At 33.5% G+C, this 25,516-nt stretch carries 17 protein-coding genes and 1 riboswitch; of the genes, 12 read left to right on the forward strand and 5 right to left on the reverse strand.

The window, feature by feature from the left end:
• Window positions 1–56 precede the first annotated feature (56 nt).
• The 4 genes from T335_RS0116420 (at window position 57) to nifJ (ending at window position 8,059) form a co-directional block, all read left to right on the forward strand.
• Entirely contained in the window at window positions 57–1,304 is a 1,248-nt protein-coding gene (locus T335_RS0116420; RefSeq protein ID WP_026478507.1) for an L-lactate MFS transporter, read from the forward strand.
• A 216-nt stretch (window positions 1,305–1,520) separates the two neighbouring features.
• Window positions 1,521–2,873 carry a TldD/PmbA family protein gene (locus T335_RS21080; protein ID WP_051569360.1) on the forward strand — a complete coding sequence of 451 codons (1,353 nt, stop codon included), beginning with the start codon at window positions 1,521–1,523 and terminating at the stop codon, window positions 2,871–2,873.
• A gap of 1 nt (window position 2,874) precedes the next feature.
• The gene (locus T335_RS0116430; RefSeq protein ID WP_026478508.1) at window positions 2,875–4,194 is read left to right on the forward strand and encodes a TldD/PmbA family protein; all 1,320 of its coding nucleotides are present in this window, start codon (window positions 2,875–2,877) and stop codon (window positions 4,192–4,194) included.
• Between the two features lie 334 nt (window positions 4,195–4,528).
• The gene (gene nifJ / locus T335_RS0116435) at window positions 4,529–8,059 is read left to right on the forward strand and encodes a pyruvate:ferredoxin (flavodoxin) oxidoreductase (RefSeq protein ID WP_026478509.1); all 3,531 of its coding nucleotides are present in this window, start codon (window positions 4,529–4,531) and stop codon (window positions 8,057–8,059) included.
• A 108-nt stretch (window positions 8,060–8,167) separates the two neighbouring features.
• Here the strand turns inward: nifJ and T335_RS22080 are convergent, their stop codons facing one another.
• On the reverse strand, window positions 8,168–8,335 hold the full coding sequence (locus T335_RS22080; RefSeq protein ID WP_084281431.1) for a CDIF630_02480 family spore surface protein: 168 nt from the start codon (window positions 8,333–8,335) through the stop codon (window positions 8,168–8,170).
• A 298-nt stretch (window positions 8,336–8,633) separates the two neighbouring features.
• Here T335_RS22080 and udk point away from each other — a divergent pair, with 298 nt between their 5' ends.
• Both udk and T335_RS21085 read left to right on the forward strand, forming a co-directional pair.
• The gene (udk, locus tag T335_RS0116445) at window positions 8,634–9,254 is read left to right on the forward strand and encodes a uridine kinase (protein ID WP_026478510.1); all 621 of its coding nucleotides are present in this window, start codon (window positions 8,634–8,636) and stop codon (window positions 9,252–9,254) included.
• Window positions 9,255–9,420: 166 nt separating this feature from the next.
• Window positions 9,421–10,485, forward strand: coding sequence for a GerMN domain-containing protein (locus T335_RS21085; RefSeq protein WP_051569361.1), 1,065 nt, complete (start codon window positions 9,421–9,423; stop codon window positions 10,483–10,485).
• A gap of 110 nt (window positions 10,486–10,595) precedes the next feature.
• Here T335_RS21085 and T335_RS0116455 read toward each other — a convergent pair whose 3' ends face one another.
• Together T335_RS0116455 and T335_RS0116460 are read right to left on the reverse strand one after the other, a co-directional pair.
• Complete coding sequence (locus T335_RS0116455; protein ID WP_026478511.1) at window positions 10,596–11,429, reverse strand: DegV family protein; 834 nt, start codon at window positions 11,427–11,429, stop codon at window positions 10,596–10,598.
• A gap of 88 nt (window positions 11,430–11,517) precedes the next feature.
• A complete protein-coding gene (locus T335_RS0116460) occupies window positions 11,518–12,003 on the reverse strand; it encodes a hypothetical protein (protein WP_026478512.1) in 486 nt (161 codons plus the stop codon).
• 201 nt (window positions 12,004–12,204) lie between these two features.
• Here T335_RS0116460 and T335_RS0116465 point away from each other — a divergent pair, with 201 nt between their 5' ends.
• Entirely contained in the window at window positions 12,205–14,391 is a 2,187-nt protein-coding gene (locus tag T335_RS0116465) for a DNA topoisomerase III (RefSeq protein ID WP_026478513.1), read from the forward strand.
• Between the two features lie 654 nt (window positions 14,392–15,045).
• On the opposite strand, the gene T335_RS0116475 is transcribed toward T335_RS0116465, so the two are convergent.
• Window positions 15,046–16,632, reverse strand: a complete 1,587-nt coding sequence (locus T335_RS0116475; RefSeq protein ID WP_026478514.1) for an ABC-F family ATP-binding cassette domain-containing protein — start codon at window positions 16,630–16,632, stop codon at window positions 15,046–15,048.
• Window positions 16,633–16,976: 344 nt separating this feature from the next.
• Between T335_RS0116475 and T335_RS0116480 the strand changes: the two genes are divergently transcribed.
• The 5 genes from T335_RS0116480 (at window position 16,977) to T335_RS0116500 (ending at window position 24,351) form a co-directional block, all read left to right on the forward strand.
• Window positions 16,977–17,537: a methyltransferase gene (locus T335_RS0116480; RefSeq protein WP_026478515.1), complete on the forward strand. Its 561-nt coding sequence runs from the start codon at window positions 16,977–16,979 to the stop codon at window positions 17,535–17,537.
• Between the two features lie 16 nt (window positions 17,538–17,553).
• Window positions 17,554–19,140 carry a GH3 family domain-containing protein gene (locus tag T335_RS0116485; RefSeq protein WP_026478516.1) on the forward strand — a complete coding sequence of 529 codons (1,587 nt, stop codon included), beginning with the start codon at window positions 17,554–17,556 and terminating at the stop codon, window positions 19,138–19,140.
• A 23-nt stretch (window positions 19,141–19,163) separates the two neighbouring features.
• On the forward strand, window positions 19,164–21,674 hold the full coding sequence (locus T335_RS21090) for a diguanylate cyclase (RefSeq protein WP_084281433.1): 2,511 nt from the start codon (window positions 19,164–19,166) through the stop codon (window positions 21,672–21,674).
• Window positions 21,675–21,880: 206 nt separating this feature from the next.
• The gene (locus T335_RS0116495) at window positions 21,881–22,663 is read left to right on the forward strand and encodes an ABC transporter ATP-binding protein (RefSeq protein WP_026478517.1); all 783 of its coding nucleotides are present in this window, start codon (window positions 21,881–21,883) and stop codon (window positions 22,661–22,663) included.
• Between the two features lie 2 nt (window positions 22,664–22,665).
• On the forward strand, window positions 22,666–24,351 hold the full coding sequence (locus T335_RS0116500) for a hypothetical protein (protein ID WP_026478518.1): 1,686 nt from the start codon (window positions 22,666–22,668) through the stop codon (window positions 24,349–24,351).
• A 295-nt stretch (window positions 24,352–24,646) separates the two neighbouring features.
• Here the strand turns inward: T335_RS0116500 and T335_RS0116505 are convergent, their stop codons facing one another.
• A complete protein-coding gene (locus T335_RS0116505; protein ID WP_026478519.1) occupies window positions 24,647–24,892 on the reverse strand; it encodes a hypothetical protein in 246 nt (81 codons plus the stop codon).
• Window positions 24,893–25,206: 314 nt separating this feature from the next.
• A riboswitch (Lysine riboswitch) is annotated at window positions 25,207–25,389 on the forward strand.
• Window positions 25,390–25,516 lie beyond the last annotated feature (127 nt).

A 25,516-nucleotide genomic window follows, 5' to 3' on the forward strand; every position in this document is an offset into this window, starting at 1 on the left:
ATATTTTTCATAATGCATAGGCTATATTAGTTTATAACTTTTAAGGAGGAAGATTAATGACAAAAAAGAATTTTAGTAAGGCCTGGTTGGTAACGATTGCAGCCCTTGGTGTAAACCTAACACTAGGTGTATTATATGCTTGGAGTATCATTGCTAAAGCATTGATTTCTGAGTTGGGGTGGACAGCTACACAAACCCAGATCCCTTACATGGCAGCCTGTGCATTTTTCGCTTTTTCTATGGTACCGGGAGGTAAGTTTCAAGATAAATTAGGTCCAAAGCCGGTTATCATGACTTCGGCAGTATTAGCAGCTATCGGTTTCTTCTTTTCAGGGATCTTCTTATCGGTACCTGGTTTAACAATTTTCTTTGGAGTTATTTTTGGAACCGCGATGGGGACTGGATATGCCGCAACTACACCTGCAGCAGTGAAGTGGTTTAACTCCAAAAAGAGAGGGTTAATATCAGGGATTGTAGTAAGTGGTTTCGGTTTAGCGCCTGTTTATATAGCTCCTCTTACAGAAACACTGATTAATCGTTTTGGAATTAAAAATTCCTTCTTTTTAATGAGTGGCGGATTCTTCACGATAATTATGATTCTGGTACAAGCCATTTCCAACCCTCCTAAAGATTATGTTGTTAAAGATGAGGCTGTTAATAAAACCCAGCAGGAGGTTAATGCTGTTAATTATAATTGGCGTGAAGTATTAAAAACGAAACAGTTTTATTTATTATGGACTATGTTTTGCTTCGGTACTTTTGCAGGATTATTATTAACGGGTCAATTAGCTAGAATAGGAATAGAGCAAGCAGGTTTTAATTCTGCCTATACATTAATTGCAATTTATGCGGTGGCAAATTTCTCAGGTCGAATTGGCTGTGGTGTGATATCTGATAAACTAGGGCGGATGAAAACACTATTCTTAACTTTTGCATTACAAGTAATTATTTTTATGGTTTTCTCTAAACTGACAACACCTTTAACTTTAATGTTTGGTACTGCTGTAGTTGGCTTTACTTTTGGTGGAGCAGCAACTTTATTCCCTACATTGTGCATTGACTACTATGGGATGAAGAACTTTGGTATGAACTATGGTATGATCATTACTGCATGGGGAATTGGTGGAGTATTTGGCCCGTTACTGGGTGGTTTAGTTAGAGACTATACAGGTGGTTATGCAATTAGTTATACTACTTCTGCCTTATTAAGTGTATTAGGTGCATTGTTGTGCTTAATTACTAAATCTCCTAATATATCTAATAAAAAAACAGAAGAAAATCTTATTTCTGTTAAACAGGGATAAAGAATCATCAATAAATAGACAACGTAAAAACGATGGAGTAGATCCTAAAAAATCTATTCTATCGTTTTTTTGCATATCAATATTCTAAAAAATTTCGCAATTCTAAATAAAAAAAGAGGAAATTATACATAAAAAAAGAATTATATAGCTAAAGGCAAATAAATGGTATAAAGAGCAATTGAAAAGAAGTTACAGTAATTAAAAGGAGGGAGCTTTATGGATATTAATAGTTTGCAAAAAGCTTTAACAAATGAGGGCTATCAAGATATTCGGTATGAAACATTAGCAACTACCTCGATAAAAGTAAAAAATGATGAGGTTAAAGAAGTTAGTGTTACCAATAAAAAAGGTGGCCATGCAAGAGCACTTTTAGGTGGGGCATTTGGTTCCTTTTCATTTAATAAGCTAGAGGATGCAAAACAAGCAGTGGAAGAAAGTATAGCATTTAGTAACCAAATACCAGGAAATAAAGAATTGGCAAAGGTGCCTGTTACTGTAGATAAAGTAATTTTAACACCTATTGTTGATCCAAGGAAAATCTCAATAGACGAGAAAAAAGATCTACTATTACATTATTGTATGCTGGCAGCTGAAGTTAAAGAAATAGCTGTTGTTGAAGGGGAATACTATGAACAATATTCTCAAAAAGTATTCATTAATAATGAGGGTACTCGAGTTGAACAGGAACAATTAATCTGTGGGTTTGCTTTTTCCATGACGTCTAAAAGAGATGGTTTAACGCAACAAACAAGACTTGCCTTTGGTGGAAATGATAGTTTTGAAGATATGTACAATAAAGATAAAGAAGTTCTAGAGAAGGCAGAACAAACTGTGGCACTTCTTTCTGCTACACCGATAAAGGGTGGAAAGTACGATGTTATTTTGGATCATGAGGTTGGTGGACTATTTATCCATGAAGCCTTTGGACACTTAAGTGAAGCTGATAATCTTCTTAGAAGTGATGCATTAAAGGAGACAATGGAGTTAGGCAGGGTATTTGCAAGCCCTATTCTAAATGTAATAGATGATCCTGGAATGGAAGGGTATCCTGGAAGCTATATCTACGACGATGAAGGTGTTAGAGGTAAAAAAACCTACTTAATTAAAGAGGGCCTTCTTACAGGAAGACTGCATTCAAGGGAGACGGCAAGCCATGTTGGGGAAGAACCTACTGGGCATTCAAGAGCTAAAAACTATGAATTTAGTCCAATTGTTCGAATGGGGAATATCTATATAGACAAAGGTCCAAATTCCTTAGAAGAAATGATAAAAGCAACAGAAAGAGGATTATATCTCTTTGGTTCGGCAGGAGGACAAACTTCTGGCGAAATGTTTACTTTTGCTGTGCAAGGTGGATATATCATAGAGAAGGGCGAAATTAAAGGGATGGTTAGGGATCTTGTACTAACAGGTAATCTGTTTACTACCCTAAAAAATATTGATATGATTGGTGATGATTTAAATATGAGAAAAAGAGGTGGTTGTGGTAAAAATGGACAGATCCTTATTGGCTCTGGAAATGGATCACCTTTTATTAGAATAAAATCTATGGCAGTAGGAGGGAAGTAAAATGAGAAATCTTTTTGAGAATATCGTAGAAAGATGTGATGAAGCAGAGCTTTATAAGGTAGAAAATTACAGTACAGGACTAAGTATTTTAAATGGTGGCATCCAATCGGTAAAAGGGTCTAAAACTCTAGGATTAGCCCTAAGAATTAACAAAGATGGAAGATATGGAAGTGCAGTTGCCACCTCCCTAGATGATGAGTCAATTATAGAAAGAGCTATTTTATCCAGTCAATATCAAAAGGAGGAAACTCTCAAATTTAAAAACCTCCCAGTCGAAGATGTAAAATGCTATGATGAAAAATTAGCTAGCATGTCTGCAGAAGAACTAACGACGGAGGGTTTAAGAATATTAGATTTATTTAAATCAATTGATGAGTCTATTATCCCAGATGTTCAGATTAATCGTTCAGTACAGGAAATCCACATAATTAATACCAGCGGTTTTGACCACAGCTATAACAGAACACAATATGAAGTTAGAGTGATGACCAAATCTAAAGAAGGCTTTATGGAAGTGAACTCCTCTATATTCTCAGCTAATTTTAGAGCATTTACTAAAGAGGAAGTAGCGGCCATCATTAAGAAACATAAAATCAGCCAAAATAGAGTTAATGTTCCCACAGGCAAAATGCCAGTTGTATTTAGTGGTAATGCGATGGGCTCCTTAATGACACGATTATTATCGGGGGTGAATGCTGGTAATGTCATTAAAAAAGTCTCTCCTTTAGAAAATAAAATTGGTGAAAGAATTGCTTCAGAGGTTATAACAATAAAGGATCATGGAAAATTAGAAAATGGTTTTGCCAGTTGTCCATTTGATGACGAGGGAATACCCACTAATGAAACTGTCCTTGTGGAAAAGGGTATTTTAAAGAACTACCTTGTTTCTGTATCGGGAGAAGAGAAGTTAAACATGAAAGCTACAGGTAATGCATTTAAAAGAACTATGTTTTCTAATGATATCGAAGATCAACCTGCTATTGATAGTAGCAACTTCTTAATTGAAGGCACCAATCAGCTTGCCGATGATGAATTAATTAAAAATATTAAAAAGGGAATATATATAGATTCGGTAATGGGAACCCATACGGGTAATATTCCAGCTGGAGAATATTCCTTAAACATTGGCTGCGGATACTTAATCGAAGATGGCAAATTAGTTGGAAAGGTTATGGATACAATGGTTTCTGGGAATATCTATGAAGACTTAATGAAGATAGAAGCAGTAGGAACAAAGCTTGAACCAATGGGGGTTATATTCTATACCATGGGCTATTCACCTGCTATATTATTTAATGGACTTAGTGTAGTTGGTAGCTAAAAAAGTGAAATAAGAAAAATGATAAGAAGGATTACAGATAAGATAAGAATATACTACATAAAATGCGAATTACTTTAGAGCTACACAAAGATTTGAATAGAAGTCAATAAATCTAAATAAATTTAAATAAATCTATATAAATTTAAATTCAAAAACAGTCAATATTACTATCAGGATGTAATAGGGGCTGTTTTTTTGTTTAGACTTCTATTTTTGTAATAAATTCTGGACTTTAGCATGATATTTAAAAAAAGAGAAATAATAAAATTTAAGTGGACTAACAAAAAATACTAATCTATATAGGTCCTTCAAAAAGATTTAAAGGAGGTTAAACATGACTAAGAAAATGAAAACAATGGATGGGAATGAGGCTGCAGCATATATCTCCTATGCCTTTACCGATGTAGCAGCCATTTATCCCATTACCCCTTCTACACCAATGGCAGAAGGGGTTGACGAATGGGCTGCCCATGGAAAGAAAAATTTATTTGGCCAGCCAGTAAGAGTTGTAGAGTTACAATCAGAAGCAGGAGCAGCAGGCACAGTTCATGGTTCACTCCAAGGTGGGGCATTAACAACAACCTATACTGCATCCCAAGGGCTTTTATTAATGATCCCTAATATGTATAAAATGGTGGGGGAACTATTACCTGCTGTATTCCATGTAAGTGCACGGGCAGTTGCAGCTCAAGCCCTATCTATCTTTGGAGATCATCAAGATGTTATGGCTACGAGGCAAACAGGTTTTGCCCTCATGGCTACTAGTAGTGTGCAAGAGGTTATGGACTTAGCAGGAGTTGCCCATTTGGCTGCAATCAAATCTAGGGTTCCCTTCCTTCACTTTTTTGATGGTTTTAGAACTTCCCATGAATATCAAAAAGTTGAGGTAATGGACTATCAAGACTTAGAAAAGCTTCTAGATTATCAAGCAATTAAGGCATTTAGAGATCGAGCATTAAATCCTGAACATCCAGTAGCGAGAGGGACAGCTCAAAATCCTGATATTTATTTCCAAGGAAGAGAAGTAGCTAACCCATATTTTGAAGCCGTACCAGATATAGTAGAAAACTATATGCAAGAAATTAATAAAATAACTGGAAGAGAGTATCACCCCTTTACATACTATGGGGCAAAGGATGCAGAAAATATTATCATTGCAATGGGCTCTGTTTGTGATACCATCGAAGAGACAATAGATTATTTAACTTCTAAAGGTGAAAAAATAGGGCTTCTAAAAGTGCATCTCTACAGACCCTTCTCAGCTAAGTATTTCTTCAATGTGTTCCCAAAAACTGTGAAGAAGATTGCAGTATTAGATAGAACTAAGGAACCAGGGTCCTTAGGAGAGCCTTTATATGAAGATGTTAGAAATCTATTCTATGGAAGAGACGAGCAACCAATTATTGTAGGAGGAAGATATGGCTTAGGCTCTAAAGATACTAGACCATCTCAAATTTTAGCTGTATTTAAAAATTTAAAGGCAAGTCAACCAAAAGATCAGTTTACCATCGGGATTGTAGATGATGTATCAAATACCTCTTTACCAGAAGAAGAGATCATTGAAACTTCAGCAGAGGGAACCATTCAATGTATGTTCTGGGGATTAGGTTCTGATGGAACAGTTGGGGCTAATAAAACAGCCATTAAAATTATAGGAGACAAAACCAACTTATATGCCCAAGGCTATTTCTCCTACGATAGCAAGAAATCCGGAGGGACTACAATTTCCCATCTTCGCTTTGGAAAAGAACCCATCAGATCACCATATTTAGTTTACAGTGCAGATTACGTAGCTTGTCACAATAAATCTTATTTATATCTTTATGATTTATTAAAAGGTATGAAGAAAAACGGAACCTTTGTATTAAATTGTCCATGGACTAAAGAAGAATTAGAGGAAAAATTACCTGCTTCAATAAAAAGAGCATTGGCAGAAAAAAATGCAGATTTTTATATAATTGATGCTATTAAAATAGCTCAAGAAATTGGGTTAGGTGGAAGAATTAATATGATTATGCAGGCTGCCTTCTTTAAGTTATCTAAAGTAATTCCAATTGATGAAGCTGTAAGTTACTTAAAGGAAGCAATAGAAGATACCTATGGTAAAAAAGGTGAAGAAATAGTTGAGATGAATGTACAGGCTGTAGATGGTGGTATTAAAGGTTTAATCAAAGTAGAGGTACCAGATAACTGGGCAGATGTTAAGGATGAGGCCAGAGTCATTAAGGAAGTACCAGACTTCATTAGAGAGATTCAATGGCCCATGGCTAAAGCTGAGGGAGATGAACTGCCAGTAAGTGCATTTAAAGGAATGGAAGATGGTACTTTCCCACTAGGCACCACTGCCTATGAAAAACGGGGCATTGCTGTTATGATTCCTCAATGGCAGACCGATAAATGTATTCAATGTAATCAATGTTCTTATATTTGTCCCCATGCTGTTATAAGACCTTTCCTGCTTAATGATGAAGAGATGAAAACTAAACCAGAAACCTTTGAGACGAAAAAGGCTATTGGTAAAGGGTTAGAAAACTATCACTATCGCATTCAGATTACACCTTTAGATTGTACAGGATGTTCAAATTGTGCTGATATATGTCCTGCTCCAGGTAAGGCTCTAGTAATGGTTAATGCTGAAGAAGAAACCCTTAGACAAGCTGAAAACTGGGAATATGCTGCTAATAATCTTCCCTATAGAGATGATCTAATGGATAAGTTTAGTGTCAAAGGTAGTCAATTTGCCCAACCACTATTAGAATTCTCTGGAGCCTGTGCTGGATGTGGTGAGACGGCTTATGTCAAATTATTAACTCAGTTATTTGGTGATCGAATGATGATTGCCAATGCAACAGGATGTTCATCAATTTGGGGAGCCAGCTCATCTTCTGTAGCCTATGCTACTAAGCCCTGTGGAAGAGGTCCCTCTTGGTCAAATTCGTTATTTGAAGATAATGCAGAGTATGGTTATGGCATGTATTTGGCTGTTAAGCAGATGAGGGCAAGGTTAGCTCACATAATGAAAGAAGCCATTAACTCAGATTTAGATGAAGAATGTAAAGATGCCTGTAGAGATTGGTTAGAGAACATGGAAGACGGAGAGGCTTCTAAAGAAGCGTCTATCAAACTGTACAAACTGTTAAAAGAGCATGATCATAAGGATAATCCAATTGTTAAAGAAATCTTAGAGAAGAAAGATTATTTAACTAAAAAATCTGTATGGGCAATTGGTGGCGATGGTTGGGCTTATGATATTGGTTATGGTGGTCTAGACCATGTCCTTGCATCAGGAGAAGATATCAATCTATTGGTAATGGATACAGAAATCTATTCTAATACCGGTGGACAATCTTCAAAATCTACACCAACAGCTGCCGTTGCAAAGTTTGCCGCCGGAGGAAAAAGAATAAGAAAGAAAGACTTAGGTTTAATGGCTACGACTTATGGTTATGTATATGTGGCTCAGATTTCGATGGGGGCAAATATGAATCATGTAGTTAAGGTAATGAAAGAGGCTGAAGCCTACAACGGACCTTCATTAATTATCTGTTACGCACCATGTGTAAGTCATGGAATAAAAACTGGAATGGGAACAAGTGTCGCCCAAGAAAGGAAGGCAGTTGAAGCTGGCTATTGGCATTTATATCGTTATAATCCAATGCTTAAAGCTGAAGGGAAGAATCCATTCATTTTAGATTCTAAAGAGCCGAAGGGATCCTTTAGAGAGTTCTTAGAAAGTGAAATTAGGTACTCACAAATTATGAATGTCTTCCCAGAAGTTGCGGATGAGTTATTTAATGAAGCGGAGAGTAACGCAAAAGAAAGATATGACAATTATAGGAGATATGCAGAAATGAAATTTGAGTAGTATATAACAGGTCTGTCTAAAATTTTCAATTAATGGAGGGAATTGCACAATGAAACTTTAAAAGAAGGGGCCTAATCCCCTTCTTTTAGGTTTCATATTTTTTTTGCTTTATTTTTGATTAGTATCAACATATTCTTTCGCATTTTTTACTTGAACCTCACTAGGGATGGGAACCCTAGAAACAGGCTTTAAATCTTCAATGTTAGCCCATGCAGCAGTATCATGTTTTTCTACTGGTTCACCCATGTGTCTAGCTTTAAAATTGTTTTTTGTCATTTTATCACACTCCTTTATATTATTATTTTCAAAGTCTCTGGGTTATATTTAACAAGAATAATATCCCAATAGATGAAATTAACTTCAATTTTTATTACAAAACATGTATAATAGAAAAGAATTAAATTAGATAAAATAAAGTTAATAACTGTTTTTAAGAACCACCCAATAATTTACCTGAGAAATTGCATAACTAAAACATTAATAATTTGTTTCGATTGATGCATTAATATTATCTATCACTAATTTTGCAATTTCCTCATCTACTAAACGGAGTTACATATAGGAGGCATAAGTAATGAAACAACCAGTTATAATTGGAATTGCAGGAGGGACAGGCTCAGGAAAAACAACCTTAGCTAAAAAGCTTAAAGATGATTTTCAAAATGACCTATTACTCCTTTGTCAAGATTATTATTATCGATCCTTTGAAAATCTATCTTATGAAGAAAGATGTAAGCTAAATTTTGACCATCCAAACTCAATTGATACCGACCTACTAATAGATCACATTACAAAACTAAAAAGTTTTAAACCGATAGAAAGGCCAGTGTATTCCTTTGTTGAGCATGTAAGATTAAAAGAGCTTGTATTTGAAGAACCTAAACCGGTCATTGTAATAGAGGGAATATTAATATTTGAAAATCCAAAGTTAGTGGATCTTATGGATATTAAAGTGTTTGTTGATACAGATGCCGATATTCGTTTTGCCAGAAGACTAATACGTGATATTAAAGAGCGGGGGCGTGACATAGACTCTGTAGTTAACCAATATTTAAATACTGTAAAGCCCATGCATGAAGCCTTTATTGAGCCTAGTAAAAAAAGGGCTGATATCATTATTCCAGAAGGTGGACTTAATAATGTTGCATCGTCAATGTTGGTAGATAAAATAAATAGTATATTAAGTAAGTGGTAGATATGAAAGTAGTCCCATTAAATTAGATGGACTACTTTCTAAGTTTTTTATCCATCTAAAGTGGGTATTATTAAGATATGAGTATAGGTGACTGGAACAAAATTAGTTATTTTACGTCTAATTTATAAGGGAAAGGTAAACCTAATCACAAGAGGAGGTTGGTCATATGAAAAAAATTTTAGCATTACTTATGGTAGTTCTTGTTCTAACCAGTTGTACAGCTACGCCTACCCCTGATCCAAATCAAGGAGCAGAAGAGTACAGTGTGAAGGACTATTTCCCATTTTTAGAAAATACACATTTAGTCTATCAGGGAATAGGCAATGAATATGCAGAAAAGGAAGTATTTTTTGAATTTATTCAGGATCAATATTATCAGATGAAGGTTAGTAACCCTGGTACAACATTGGCACAGGTGTATGAAGTAACCGATACAGAATTAAGGTTAATTGCATCATATGAAGAAATTTATTTTTCCCATAATTTTATTAATGAAGTAGTTGAAAAAAAGCAACAAGATAATAATAACCACGAAGAAGTTTTACTGATGAAACCCTTCCAAGAAGGAACTAAGTGGAGTTTATCTGATGGCAGAGAAAGAGAAATTACTGGTGTTAATATCACTATTGAGACACCCCATAAATCATATGAAGCCATTGAAGTTACCACAACTAATGATGAAGGCTCTAAATCAATCAATTATTTCGCAGTAGGAGTAGGTTTAGTTAAAACTGTTTTTGATAGTGGAGAATTTGAAATAGTGACGACATTAGAAGAGGTAGTTACGAATACTCCCTTAGAGCAGCATGTGCGTATATATTATCCAGATTTTTTAAAGGAAAAGATCGTTTATACAGAAGAACAAATTCAGCTTCAATCAAATGATCAGATTGAAAGAAAGTTAGAAGAGTTCCTTAAAGAACCACCAGCAGATGAGATCAATGTTGTTATGGGGGAAAATGCAGTAATAAATGAAATTATCTTCAACCGAGAAGAATGGATGGTTTCGGTAGATTTTAACAGGGCTTTTATTACTGAAATGGTGGCAGGTGCTTTTTTAGAGAGCCAGATTCTAACCAGTGTAGGTAATACTTTCGGAGACTACTTTAATGTTGAAAAAGTTGTCATTACAATAGATGGGTTACCCTACGAATCGGGTCATATTTTAATTGAAGAAGGCGAATTCATTACGCCAAGGTTAGATGAAGCAGTACCATATAACCAAGAATAGTATATTTTATAGAAGTAAGACCATATTAGGTAAAAATCAACTTAATATGGTCTTATCATTTTTTTGTTATATTTACATAAAAGTCTAAAAAACAAAGGGTTTATCGTCAATTAAAACAATACTGCAATAGCACCAAAACCACCATGACTCCCCATTATTGGGCCAAGTTCACCAATAATGATATTTTTAGGATTAAACAGTGTTTTTATTTGCTGTTCTATAAAAGAAAGATCAGCTTCAGAAGCCTTCGAATGGAGAATAGATAAAGAACTCTGACTGATGTCCTTTCCAGTTTCTTGAATAAAATCAATAAGTCGTTTTAATTGTTTTTTTCTTCCCCTAACATTTTCAACCACTTTTAGGCTTCCATCGGGAGCCATTTTTAAGATGGGTTTAATCTGCATTATCTTTGCAATGCTACCCTTCCAATTGGAAATTCTTCCTCCCTTAATGACATTATCTAAATTATCGATTGCCACAAAGGATTGCATCGTATGTCTTAATTCCATCAGTTTTTCTTTAATTTCTTCGAAGGATAAGCCAGCTTCTATAAATTCATGGGCCTTCATAACCTGCAGGCCTGTACCCATACTGACATGTAAGGAATCAATTACTTCTATTTTACGTTTAATCATTTCCTTTGCAATCATAGCACTTTGATAAGTTCCACTTAAGGCTGAAGAAATGGTTATGCAAAGTATTGAATCTTCAGAGTCTGACTTATTAAAGGCATTTAAAAAAGCTTGCGGTGATGGTAAAGAAGTTTTAGGCAATAAGTCTGTTGAAGCCATTTTTGAGTAAAAAAGATCATGATCCATGTCAACCCCATCGGCATAGGCTTCATCACCAAAGGATACATTGAGGGGAACAACTTCAATATTATGCTTTTCAGCAAATTCCAAAGGTAAATCTGTACCACTATCTGTTACAAGACGTATTTTCATATATTGTCTCCAATCCGTTTTTCTTAATTATAAGGGATAAAATTATTTTCGGCAAGAAAATACTTATTTCGACAAAAGGGTGATACAGCTATGAAATCCTTCTAGATTTTAGCATATGACCTGTAAAGAAGCTTAGTGAAGCAATCAAAGGAGATAAAAGACTTAAAAAACTAAGGGTCGACATACTTAAGCTCGTCTCCATTAATAAATAGTTAAAAATCGGGATGCTCCATAAGGAGTATAAAATATATGAGAGCCAAGATAATAAGGTGAAGGAAGTAATCATGCCATGGGCTAAATAACAATAGAGCCAGATTAGAAATCCTAAAATAGTTATTGCCATGACAGAAGAAAGGTTAATTAAAATAGAATTAGTAATTTGGGGTAGTTGGAAACCTAAGTAAATGAATAGAATAATGAATAGGAGGCCATAGATAAAAACCATTGGTCCTGAAGCATATTCATAGAAGTTTAGGCTTAATAAAAGGGTCCCCACTGTAAAACTTGATAGAAGATAAAGAAGAAGCGTTAGTAAATTTCTTTTAAAGATTTCTTTTAATAAAATATAATCCATTTAGAAATCTTCCTTTCTATTGAATATTTACTATATCATACCATTGTAATCGTATGGAGGCAACATGATGACAATGAAGCTTTTATAGAAAGGAATTTAAATATAAAGAAAAAGTATGGTAAAATAAACAAGTAAAAAGTTTATAAATAAATTAATTATTATAAATGATGGAATAGTTGACGAAGAGAAGGGATTGTGAATATGGGTAAAATATTAGTATTAGCAGAAAAACCCTCGGTAGGAAGAGACTTAGCAAGGGTATTAAATTGTAATAAAAAAGGTAATGGATTTATAGAAGGTGATCGATACATTGTTACTTGGGCCTTGGGGCATTTAGTTACCCTAGCAGACCCAGAAGTTTATGATCAAAAATATAAATCTTGGCAGATAGAGGATCTACCAATGCTTCCACCCCATTTAAAGCTTGTGGTAATTAAGCAGAGTGGAAAACAATTTACTGTAGTTAAAAGCCAAATGAGTCGAAAAGATGTAGATGAAATTGTCATTGCCACCGATGCAGGGAGAGAGGGAGAATTGGTAGCAAGATGGATTATTGAGAAGGCAAATATTAAAAAACCTCTAAAACGTTTATGGATTTCTTCTGTCACAGATAAAGCAATTAAGGAAGGTTTTACTAAATTAAAAAGTGGAAAAGACTACGAAAATCTATACGCTTCAGCAGTTGCTAGGGCTGAAGGAGATTGGATCGTTGGAATGAATGCAACTAGAGCTTTAACTTGTAAATATAATGCTCAGCTTTCCTGCGGTCGGGTGCAAACGCCAACATTAGCGATAATTGCTGAACGAGAAAAAGAAATACAAAACTTTAGACCTAAAACCTATTATGGTATATCTGCAATAACAAAGAGTTTAAAATTAACTTGGCAGGATTCTAAAACAAAAGAGATTAGATCTTTTGACAAAACTAAGATAGATGGAATTTTCAATCGTTTAAAGAATCAAGATGCAGTTGTAGTGGAGGTAGAAAAGGCTTATAAAAAAAATCATGCACCTCAATTATATGATTTGACAGAACTTCAAAGGGATGCCAATAGAATTTTTAGTTACTCCGCAAAGGAAACCCAGGCTATTATGCAAAAACTGTATGAAGCCCATAAACTGTTGACATATCCAAGAACTGATTCACGATATATTTCTACAGATATTGTAGATACATTAAAGGATAGAGTTAAGGCTTGTGGAGTTGGACCTTATTCACCAATTGCTACGAAGTTATTAAAGTCAGCAATTAAAGTTAATAAATCCTTTGTAGACAATCAAAAGGTATCGGATCATCACGCAATTATTCCAACAGAGGAGAAGGCCTACTTAGGGGCCTTAAATGATAAAGAACGTAAGATTTATGATCTTGTCGTAAAAAGATTTTTAGCAGTGTTATCACCTTCCTTTGAGTATGAACAAACTACTATTAAAACCCAAATAGGTGAAGAAAGATTTATTGCTAAGGGAAAAACTGTGATTAATCAAGGATGGAAAGAGGTATATCAAAATAATATTGAAGAAGATGAAGGAAAAGATGGAATGGTGGAACAGATTTTACCACCAATCAATAAAGGAGATATTATTAAGATTTCTAATTTAGTTGAAACGTCAGGAAAAACAAAACCACCTGCTCCATTTAATGAAGGTACTTTGCTTACGGCTATGGAGAATCCAGTAAAATATATGGCAGGAGAAGATAAAGAATTGATTAAAACTATTGGTGAAACCGGTGGATTAGGGACGGTGGCAACTAGAGCAGATATTATTGAAAAATTATTTAATACTTTTTTAATCGAGAAGAAGGGGAAGGAGATCTGGATTACTTCAAAAGGAAAACAACTTTTAGAACTAGCTCCTCAAGACCTTAAATCACCAGCACTAACAGCTGAATGGGAACAAAAGTTGTCAGCAATTGCTAAAGGGAAGATTTCAAAGGAGATTTTTGTTAAGGAGATGAGGGAATATACAAAGGCAATTGTCAAAGAAATTAAAGATGAAAATGCCATCTTTAAACATGATAATTTAACTAGAAATAAATGTCCTGAATGTGGAAAATACATGTTAGAGGTAAAGGGAAAAAAAGGGAAAATGCTGGTGTGCCAAGATAGGGAATGTGGACATCGAAAAAACGTAGCTCAAATTACTAATTCTCGCTGCCCTAACTGTCATAAAAAGCTAGAACTTCGGGGAGAAGGTGAAGGAAGATTTTTTGCTTGTAGCTGTGGCCATAGAGAAAAACTATCGGTCTTTAATGAACGTAAAAAGGAAGCAAAGAATAAACCTTCTAAGGGGGAAACTGCCAAATTTTTAAGAGAACAAAAGAAAGAAGCAGAAAAGCCTATTAATACGGCTTTAGCCGATGCCTTGGCAAAGCTGAAACTATAATGGTTTATTTCATAAGCTTAGTACACGATTACCTTTGTAGTTGATTTAAGAGCCCCTTAGGGGGTTATATCGAATAATAGGACAAGTAATCTTAATTAGGGTTAAATAATGATATAAAAGGAAGGTGACAGAAAATGAAAAGGGAAGAATCTGTACTACTTAATATAGGGGCAATCATATCAACTTTAATGGCCTCCTTATGCTGAGTGATTCCCATAGTGGTATTATCGCTGGGGATTGGCGGTATCGGACTTTCTTACGTTGAAACTTTTGCACCTTATCAGCAATATTTAAAGGGGTTTGCAGTTTTATCACTAATTTATTCCCATTATAATGTTTATAAAGGGAAGGTAAGTAAAAAGCAGGAGACCTTCATATGGGTAACTACAATAATAATATTGATAATTTTATGGTTACCTGCCATATTACAATTATTGCTGTAAAAGAAGATAGAATAACATAATAAAAAATCAATTTAAAAGATTAAAGATCGATAATAAGGATTTAAATATACACTGTAAAAGAAGATATTAAAAAACCAGCTCCTATAATTTTCTAAAGGAACTGGTTTTTTTAGTTATTTATGAAATTGTATAATACCATAAATCCTAACTTATATTCGTTTTATGCAATTTCTATATTATTATAAAGTTCTTAAGCATTCATCATTTCTAAATACTCATCATAGCTCATCTGCTTATCAATTACACCATCTGGCTTAAATTCAATAATTCTATTAGCGATGGTTTGAATAAACTGATGGTCGTGGGATGTAAATAGAAGGTTGCTGCTGTAATCTCTTAATCCATTATTTAAAGCAGTAATAGATTCTAAGTCTAGATGGTTTGTAGGTTGGTCTAGAATTAAGAAGTTGGCATTACTTAACATCATTCTAGAAAGCATACAACGTACTTTTTCACCACCAGATAGTACAGAAGCTTCTTTAAGAGCTTCGTCTCCAGAGAACAACATTCTACCTAAAAAGCCTCTTATATAGCTTTCAGATTTTTCTTCAGAATACTGACGTAACCAATCTACTAAGTTTAGATCTACTCCATTGAAAAATTCAGAGTTGTCTTTAGGGAAATAAGCTTTATTAATTGTAATGCCCCATTTAAAGGTTCCGCTATCTGGCTCAATTTCACCCATTAAAATTTTAAATAATGTTGTGCAAACAAGCTCATTACCTATAAAAGCTATTTTGTCGCCTTTATTCATTGTGAAGCTAACATTATTTAAAAGTGTTTCACCGTTTATGGTTTTTGTAAGACCATCTACAATTAAAATATCGTTACCAACTTCTCTTTCAGGTTTAAAGCCACAATAAGGATACCTTCTAGTAGAGGGTTGAATATCATCAATTGAAATTTTATCTAATAATTTTTTACGAGAAGTAGCTTGTTTAGACTTAGATGCATTTGCACTAAATCTAGCGATAAAGTCTTGTAACTCTTTAATCTTTTCCTCTTTTTTCTTATTTTGTTCCTTCATTAACCTTGAAGCAAGCTGACTTGACTCATACCAGAAGTCATAGTTACCAACGTATAGCTTAATTTTACCAAAATCTACATCGGCCATGTGGGTACAAACATTATTTAAGAAGTGACGGTCATGGGATACGACAATAACTGTACCGTCAAATTCAATTAAAAATTCTTGTAACCAGTTGATGGATTTAATATCTAAGTGGTTAGTAGGCTCATCGAGAATTAGGATACCAGGTTGTCCAAATAGAGCTTGGGCAAGAAGTACCTTAACTTTTTCACCACCAGTTAATTCAGAAACATTTTTGAAATGTAAATCAGTAGGAATACCTAGACCTTGTAATAATGAAGAAGCTTCTGATTCAGCCTCCCATCCATTAAGTTCGGCAAATTCCCCCTCTAGCTCAGCGGCTTTAATCCCATCTTCATCGGTAAACTCTGCTTTAGCATAGATTGCATCCTTTTCCTTCATAATTTCATAAAGGCGAGTATTTCCCATAATAACTGTTTCTAAAACTTGGTTGTGGTCGTACTGGTAGTGGTCCTGTTTTAATACAGAGACTCTGATGCCTGCTGGTATACTTATATCACCTGTATTAGCTTCAATTTCACCAGATAAGATCTTTAAAAAAGTACTCTTTCCAGCACCATTTGCTCCAATAACACCATAACAATTGCCTGGTGTAAATTTAAGATTTACATCCTCAAACAATTTCCTATCGCCATATCTTAAGCTGACATTCGTTACATTAATCATTTATTAACCATCCTCACTTTTCTTATCGTATATATTTAAAAATTTGGTATTGAGATACTATTCTTCAAATTTATATTTTATAATAAAATAATCTCCATTGATGAACTAATTAAAGTTATATCAACACAATTAAATATTATATCATAAATTATGTAAAAAAACTATTCTTTCATCAGGATTACACTTTTCTAAGAAATTGTTAAGAAAAAAATGATTTCGTTTTCAAATTTCGACAAAAAATATTCAGTTTTACTATTAAAATAAGATAGGACGTACTAGTAAAAAAGAAAAGTATGTTATGTTCTTTATGAATGACAAAGACAGAGGGAAGAAGGGGTTAGAGGATGAGATATGTTTTGATAGGATCATTAGCATTTATTTTTTTATTTTTATTTGATGTATACACATTGAAAAATCAGGCTTTAAGAAGAAGAGTTTTCGGAATATTGGGTCTATCGACTTTAGTGTTTTCTGCAATTATGGTAACCATTATATCCGATAAGATCTATATACCGTTGTTGGTTAGAATGATATCTGGAGTTCTGTGGATAGTTTCAATTGGATTATTAGTCTATTCGCTATTCTTAGAACTACCATTTGTTAAGACCTATGGAGAGAAGGAGCATAGTCAATCATTAGTTGATACTGGCACCTATGCCCTTTGTAGGCATCCTGGAGTATTATGGTTTGGGTTACTTTTTTTCTTCTTCTTTTTCACTACAGGTGCAGTGCTATTAATAACAGCAGGCATCATTTGGACAAGTCTAGATGTGTTACATGTCTATATACAAGAAAGGTATTTTTTTCCTAAAATGTTTCCGAAGTATAAAGATTATATGAAGACGACACCAATGTTAATACCTACAAAAAATAGTATAAATAAATGTAAAGCAACTATATTTTAATTGGGGGATTGAGATTATGGCATTAGAAGAGATGCTTAGAGAAAAGGATTATGATAAAATTTGGGAGAAATATTGTGGATTTTTGGATTTAAATATTGAAGAGTTTATGCAAATACAAGAAAGATTGCTTTTAGAACAGATCGAACTCTTATCAAGATGCAAATTGGGAAAGACAATCATGGGGGAGAACGTAAAACCGAAGACAATTGAAGAATTTAGAGAAATGGTTCCATTGACCACCTACGAAGACTATGCAGATTTTCTTTTGAATAAAAGGGTAGATGTATTACCATCAAAACCAAAGTATTGGATTAAAACAACTTGGAAGGGGGGGACCCATGAAATTAAACTGGCTCCCTATTCGGAGAGTATGATTGAAGAACATACTAAAGCATTTCTAGCCAGTTTAATTTTAGCAACTAGTAAGAAAAGAGGCGAATTTTCCTTAAGAGAAAACGATAAATTTCTGTACGGGATGGCACCTTTACCCTATTTAACAGGGCTAGCCCCCTATGGAGTTAGAAATGAAATCAACTTCGAGTATTTACCAAGTATTGAAGAAGCAGAATGCTTAAGCTTTGAAGAAAGAAATAAAGTTGGATTTCAATTAGCTTTGACTAAGGGTGCAGACCTATTTTTCGGTTTATCTAGTATATTGGTGAAGATTGGGGAAGATTACGCAAAGGGTTCTACAGGGGGCAAGGGAACTTTTGAGGTGCTAAAGTCGTCTAAATCTGTTAATATTAAAATGTTGTACAAGCTTGGAAGGGCATTTATAAAAAAACATATTAAAAAAGAGACTATTTTCCCAAAGGATTTATGGGATTTTAAAGGAATACTATGTGCAGGGACAGATACTCATGCTTTTAAAGACAAAATTGAATATTATTGGGGAAAACGACCTTTAGAAATTTATGGAGGAACGGAAATTGCAACAGTTGCCACCGAAACTTGGGGGGATAGTGGTTTAACATTTTTTCCAGATGTTAATTTTCTAGAGTTTATACCAGAGAAGGATTCTCTAAAAAGCCTTCAGGATAAAAACTTTATTCCCCAAACATTACTCTTAAATGAAATAAAAGCAGGTGAACGTTATGAATTGGTGATTACAAAGTTTAGAGGTGGTGCATTTGTTAGATATCGTGTAGGAGACGTTATTGAATGCCTAGCCTTAGAGAATGTAGCTAACAATATTAAATTGCCACAAGTAAGATTTGTTGATCGAATAGCCAATATTATAGATCTTGCTGGATTTACACGAATTACAAAAGCCACAATTGATAAAGCTGTAGCAGTCGGTAAGCTACCCGTAAAAGATTGGGTTGCAGCAAAGCGTTTTGAAGAAAAGGAGCCAGTGTTACATATATACCTTGAAATGTTGGGAAATGATGTAGATGCAAATACTGTAAAAAACATTCTAAATGAAAGCTTGCAAAAGTCAGATAGTGACTATAAAGATATAAAAATGATGCTAGGTAGAGATCCTTTAAGGGTTACACTTCTGCCTAAGGGGGCATTTAATCATTTCAAAGATAAACAGAATACAATGATTAAGATGAATCCGAGCCAACAAACTATAGAAACGTTAATGAACTGTAGTTAATAATTATTTTGAGGTGATAAAGAGTGCCGCTATTTTCTTACTTAATTTTGATTCCTTTTGTCTCCTTTTTATGCTATTGCTTTCTACTCATAATTCTATTTGGTACTAGAAAAAATAAGATTACAAGATATTACGCCATTTATATTATTTCCATGATTATATGGAGTTTTGGTTCTTTTATTATGAGGACCAATACTTTGCCTGGAGCATTATTTTGGAATCGAATTCTATGTGTGGGGTTAATCGGAATGCCAGTTACCTTTTATCATTTTACTCTTGTACTGACAGAAACTAAAAACCAAAATCGCAAATTGCTGACGGGTTACATCACTGGGGGACTATTCTTAGTTGCTAATTTTACTGGTTTAATTATGGTGGATGCTTACTCCATCAATAATATTTTTTACTATACATTAGGCCCCCTTGCTTCATCAATGGCGATTTGGAGTATCACTTATCTTGTATTAGCTTTTACTAATATTATTCAGAAAGTGAAGTCTAAAAAAATACCCTATACTAGAGTAAAATTTATTCTTGTTGGTTTAGTTTTAGTGATAATAGGAGGGCTTTTAAACTTAATTCCAACATTAGGTAAATATCCACTGGATATCGTCTTAAACACAATAAATGCAATTTTTATAGCCTACTCAATCTATCGTTATCGATTTTTAGAAATTAAGTTAATTGTTAAAAAGGGAATGAGCTACTCACTTTATACACTATTATTGACAGGGGTATATATTATAGCTATATTTTCTCTTCAAAAGATCTTAATCAGATTTTCTAGAGACATCAACATGACAGAAACCTTAGGGATGGCAGTCGTGTTAGCTTTAGTTTTACAACCTCTAAGGAACTTATTACAAAAAGGAATAGATCGTCTTTTTTACAAGGAGAAATTAAATCATCAGTTGATCCTAAGGGATTTTAGTAGGATCATTAACAATATTTTAGACTTGGATGAACTATCTGATTTTCTACTTAAATCCTTAAGTAATGCTTTAAAACCAAAACAAATTCATTTGCTTTTGAAAAGGGGCGATGATGAATATTGTTTGTTTGATCCAGCATTAGAAGAAAAATGGTCGAAGGAAATTGCTTATGGGAGTAAACATCCTATATTACAGTGGTTCAAACAAAAGAAGTCATGGCTTACGATAAATGAAATCGAAAACCTACCCTATTTTGCCGGGTTATGGCGTACTGAGAAACAACAACTATACAAATTAGAAACAGAGTTAATTGTCCCCATAAAGCTTAGGGATGAGATTATAGGCTTATTAGTTATTTCTGAAAAAAAGACTGGAGAGTCTTTTACCCAAGAAGAAATTGACTTATTAACCACCCTTACTAATAATGCAGCTGTCGTAATAGAAAATGCAAAGTTATATAATGATGCTAAATATGAAGCAATAACCGATGGTCTAACTAAACTTTACAATCATCGCCATTTCCATGAAATACTTGGTAGATACATAGAAGAAAATAGTAGCGAGGTTTTTTCAGTAGCAATGATTGATGTAGATTTATTTAAACTCTATAATGATTTATATGGACATTCGGCAGGAGATAAAGCGCTAATAAAAATTGCAGAAGTTCTAAAGAAAGCAACTAGGAAGGATGATATAATTGCCCGATACGGAGGAGAAGAGTTTGCGATTATATTTCCTAATATCGAAGGGGAGGCCTCTTTAAAAGCAATAGAAGAAATTAGAAAGGCAGTTGAAAATAGCTTTTATGCATCAAAAGACACTAACGAATTTTTAACAATAAGTGTTGGCGTAGCCAACTATCCAAAGGATGGTAGAACCGCTGAAGAAATGATCGAACATGCCGATACTGCCATGTATGTTGCTAAAAATGGTGGAAGGAATCAGAGTGTTCTTTATAGTAAAAAGGACAAAAAACAAAATAGCGCTATTGATCTTTGTGAGAAGGAATTAATGGAAAAAGATATAAAAGCTGCGTATTTTTCTGCAATTTATGCTTTGGCAGCAACGATAGATGCAAAAGATCATTATACCTATGGTCACTCAGAAAATGTATCTAAATATGCTATAGCCCTAACTGAAGCAGCGGGTTTGGGTGAAGAGACAGTAGATATAGTTAAAAGTGCAGGCTTACTTCATGATATTGGGAAAATTGGTGTTCCAGAAAGTATTTTAACTAAAAAGGAAGCCCTCAATGCTGAAGAATTTGAAATTATGAAGAGGCATGTTGACATCTCTATAACAATTATTAAGCATGTACCCGGCATAGTAAAAGTAATTCCTGCAATTATGACCCACCATGAAAGATATGATGGTAAAGGATACCCAAGGGGTATTAAGGGAGACAGTATCCCTATAGAGGGAAGAATTCTTAGTATTGTAGATGCTTTTGATGCCATGACAACAGACCGACCCTATCGAAAGGCGTTAAGTGTAGAAGAGGCTTTACAAGAACTACGGAAAAATAAAGGGACTCAGTTTGACCCTCAACTTACAGAAACTTTTTTAAACTTATTTGAAGAAGGAAAAATTGCAGTTGCATAGAACAATAATATAGTATAAACAATGAACACCACTTTAAGTAGTTACTTATGGTGGTGTTTTCTCTTATGTAGGCACAATTATTATTAAGTTATTTGATGAGGAAAATAATTTAGAAATTATGTTGTTTTTGCAGAGTATAAATAGGAACTACTATGGTATAATGTACCATATGAAGTAAATGTTTTCTAAGAGTTGGAGGCGAAATTATGGAAAAAGAAATGGTTGTTTCTATTAAAGACTTAGAAATGAGTTATGGCACTAAAAAAGTACTAAAGGGCATTAATTTAGAGATTTATAAAGGCGAAATAATTGGATATATTGGTCCTAATGGAGCTGGTAAAAGTACAACAGTAAAAATCCTTTTAGGAATCATCAACGAATATAAAGGTGAGGTAAGGATTTTTGGAGAAGATATTACTAAGGATAGTGTAACTTATAAAAATAGAATAGGCTACGTACCAGAAACGGCAGAGATTTTTGATAATTTAACAGCCTATGAATACTTAAGCTTTATTGGTGAAGTCTATGGTCTAGATCTAGAAGATCTAGAAGGAAAAATCAAAAAATTAATGGGTCTATTTTCCATAGAGGAGGCCCTTCATGGTAGAATTTCATCCTTCTCAAAGGGAATGAAGCAAAAGGTTCTAATTATTGCTAGCTTGATACATAATCCAGATATACTGTTTTTTGACGAACCCTTAAGTGGACTAGATGCCAATAGTGTAATGATCTTTAAAGAAATTTTGGCGGCTTTAGCAAAGCAAGGAAAGACAATCTTTTATTCTTCTCACATTATGGAAGTTGTAGAGAAAATCAGTAATAGGATTATATTGCTAAACAATGGGGATATTGTTGCAGATGGAACTTTTGATGATTTAAAGAAAATGAGTATGGAGGGTTCTTTGCAGGATATTTTTAATGAATTAACAGGGTTTAAAAAATATAAGGAAATTGCTGATGAGTTTGTTTCCACGTTGCAAGGGGTGTAGAGATGAAGGATTTTCGAACATTAAAAATACTTGATCTTTTTAAGTTTATCTTTTTAAAATTTGGTGTAGATTATCCCATAATGAGGAAAATTCTACAGATCAAATTAACGATGGATGAAAGAAGAGTACCAACGGTTTTAATGTCAAATAATGATATGAAGGATGAGAATGCTTTTAATAAATCACTCTTAATGTATCTATTAATGGGTTTTGTTTTTATGCTGTTTATTTTTATCCCTTTTCCGATATTCTACAAAATGAATATTATTATCGCTATGATTCTGTTTTTAGCCACCTCTGTTATGGTGGCAGACTATTCTTCGGTGTTGTTGGACATTAAAGAAAAAAATATTTTATTACCAAAACCAATAGATTATAAAACCCTTAATACAGCAAGAATTATACATGTTTTTATTTATCTCTTTACAATTATTTTAACCATAGCTACACCAACCTTAGTTGCAGGATCTTTTAGATTCGGTTTTTTCTTTGGAGGGATTTTTCTAGTGCAATTATTGTTTATTGCTTCCCTAATCATTTTTTTAACATCATTATTATATTTTTTAATTTTATATTTCTTTAATGGTGAGCGGCTTAAGGATATTATAAACTATTTTCAAATAGGTTTATCTGTCGTTATGATTGTTATCTATCAATTGGTAGGTCAAATTTTTCAAGTCTTTAATCTTAATGTTGTCTACGAAGTTAAATGGTGGAACTATTTTATACCTACAACATGGTTTGCAGCCCCCTATAGTTATCTAATAGAAGGAAGAAAAGAAATACATTATCTGTATTTTACAATCTTAAGTATTATTGTTCCAGTAATTATGCTAGTTTTATATTTTAAAGTGGTATCACCATATTTCGAAGGTGTTTTACAGAAACTACACAGTAATAGTGAAGACAAGAATAGCCATTCAATTAAGGCTAAAAAAAGGCAACAGAAAATTGCTAGCTTCTTTACTACTAATAAAATGGAGAGTATATTCTTCCGGTTTACTCATAACATGGTAGCTTCCGAGAGAACATTAAAGCTAAAACTTTATCCTAGTTTAGCATTTGCAACGATATTACCATTACTTTTTATTTTTAGATTTCTAACTGTATCGGGTTCCTTTAGTGAGTCCTATGAAATACTACGCAGTGGAAATTACTTTCTCTACCTATATTTTGCTGTTATTATGATGAGTAATGCAATACCATTACTGAGTACAAGTGAAAAGCATAGGGCTGTTTGGCTATACAAAATACTTCCTATAGAAGATATCAATAGCATTTATAAAGGTTCTCTAAAAGGATATTTGTTAAAATATATTCTCCCAGTATATTGTTTTGTTACAATTCCATTTATATTGATTTACGGAGTAAAAATAATTTTTGATATCTTGATTGTTGCCATAGTTCTAGTTTTACTGATGTTAATTATTTTTCATTACTCTGATAGACCATTACCTTTTAGTCAGGACTTTCAGTATATAAAGCATAATAATATATCTATCTTATTTCAGACTATGATGTTTTGTGGGGTTACAGCAGGAATACACTGGTTATTAGTCTCTTCCAATTTTACCAGAATCCCTTATGGAATCCTACTTTGCATTGCTTTAATTATATTTTGGAAAAGAATGTTCGCCTCAAAAATTACAATTGAACAAGGGAATAAGGCAGAAAATATAATAAAATAAAAATAAATAAACACAAATGAGGAAATTGCATAATACCATAACAATGAATTTATATTCGATTTATACAAAAATAAAAACTAAGTCGCCCATTGTCAAACGAGTAATCTCCTTCACAAATAAATAAAATAAACAAAAATAAATAATAAATAAATAAACATAAGTAATAAAAACATTAAAAAAACTCCTTAGATTGTTAATTGAGTGTGTCTTTCCAAAATAAACAGTTTTGTTATTGCAACTGTCTACCATAAGGGAAGCATATCAATCAATATATTCATAAGGAGTTTTTATATTTCTATAATATCTTTTTTAATTCAGAAGCATGAAAATCCTTCTTATAGCGGTTATTGTGAGGGTCAAATAAGAGAACTGTTACTGCATCTTCCTTAACACTAAAAACATTTCCTTTGTGTTTACTTCCAATAACATTAATTGGTGCCATTTTAACCAATTTTTTAAGATTCTTTGACTGACAATAGGTACATTCTTCTTCTGAACTAAAAATTCTTCTGCAATCCAAACAATAATAAAGTTTTCCCATAGGTATTTCCTCCATTCATTTAATTAAGGAAATTTGCATAATACTAGATTTATATAGGAAAAACACAATATAAACTAGTGTTAAGGTGTTATGCAATTCCTCCTATTGTTTTTTTCTTGAACTTCATGGCCTAATTTAATCAATTTCATAGGTTTTATCCTTCAATAATATATATGGGCCTTGTCCTTTAAGTAGTACAAGTTTTTTTATTAGCTTTTAAGTCCCGAAATAATTTTTTTATTTGACAGATTACTATTTATTTGTTATTGTATTATAGTCTTAAAAAATGAATAAAAATCCTCATCTCCCTCCAGGGATGAGGTAGAGGCGCGATGTCTAAGAGTAGATTCATTGAGGTTGGAAGCCGAAGAAATGCTTTGAAAGGAGCCGTCGCCGAAGTCATAGAAACCATGATCTATGGCTGGGCCTGCATTGAATAAGTGCAGGACTGTCATCAGGATTATTACCTGTAATTCTGATGTTGTGCTATCTCATGCTAAAGGTAAGGGGAGTGTAGGTATGTGTTTTTCCCAGAACATTAAACACCTAACATTCTTGTTAAGGTGTTTTTATATTTTTTGGTATTGGATAGTAGACAACAAGGTTAATACAAAAAGAGAGGAA

This window comes from Alkaliphilus transvaalensis ATCC 700919 (genome assembly GCF_000621485.1).
GTDB lineage: Bacteria > Bacillota > Clostridia > Peptostreptococcales > Natronincolaceae > Alkaliphilus > Alkaliphilus transvaalensis.

Bases quoted from the DNA above. Each gene is read 5' to 3' on its own strand.
- T335_RS0116420 (WP_026478507.1), top strand. From the start codon at position 57: ATGACAAAAAAGAATTTTAGTAAGGCCTGGTTGGTAACGATTGCAGCC.
- T335_RS21080 (WP_051569360.1), top strand. From the start codon at position 1,521: ATGGATATTAATAGTTTGCAAAAAGCTTTAACAAATGAGGGCTATCAA.
- T335_RS0116430 (WP_026478508.1), top strand. From the start codon at position 2,875: ATGAGAAATCTTTTTGAGAATATCGTAGAAAGATGTGATGAAGCAGAG.
- nifJ (WP_026478509.1), top strand. From the start codon at position 4,529: ATGACTAAGAAAATGAAAACAATGGATGGGAATGAGGCTGCAGCATAT.
- T335_RS22080 (WP_084281431.1), bottom strand. From the start codon at position 8,335: ATGACAAAAAACAATTTTAAAGCTAGACACATGGGTGAACCAGTAGAA.
- udk (WP_026478510.1), top strand. From the start codon at position 8,634: ATGAAACAACCAGTTATAATTGGAATTGCAGGAGGGACAGGCTCAGGA.
- T335_RS21085 (WP_051569361.1), top strand. From the start codon at position 9,421: ATGAAAAAAATTTTAGCATTACTTATGGTAGTTCTTGTTCTAACCAGT.
- T335_RS0116455 (WP_026478511.1), bottom strand. From the start codon at position 11,429: ATGAAAATACGTCTTGTAACAGATAGTGGTACAGATTTACCTTTGGAA.
- T335_RS0116460 (WP_026478512.1), bottom strand. From the start codon at position 12,003: ATGGATTATATTTTATTAAAAGAAATCTTTAAAAGAAATTTACTAACG.
- T335_RS0116465 (WP_026478513.1), top strand. From the start codon at position 12,205: ATGGGTAAAATATTAGTATTAGCAGAAAAACCCTCGGTAGGAAGAGAC.
- T335_RS0116475 (WP_026478514.1), bottom strand. From the start codon at position 16,632: ATGATTAATGTAACGAATGTCAGCTTAAGATATGGCGATAGGAAATTG.
- T335_RS0116480 (WP_026478515.1), top strand. From the start codon at position 16,977: ATGAGATATGTTTTGATAGGATCATTAGCATTTATTTTTTTATTTTTA.
- T335_RS0116485 (WP_026478516.1), top strand. From the start codon at position 17,554: ATGGCATTAGAAGAGATGCTTAGAGAAAAGGATTATGATAAAATTTGG.
- T335_RS0116495 (WP_026478517.1), top strand. From the start codon at position 21,881: ATGGAAAAAGAAATGGTTGTTTCTATTAAAGACTTAGAAATGAGTTAT.
- T335_RS0116500 (WP_026478518.1), top strand. From the start codon at position 22,666: ATGAAGGATTTTCGAACATTAAAAATACTTGATCTTTTTAAGTTTATC.
- T335_RS0116505 (WP_026478519.1), bottom strand. From the start codon at position 24,892: ATGGGAAAACTTTATTATTGTTTGGATTGCAGAAGAATTTTTAGTTCA.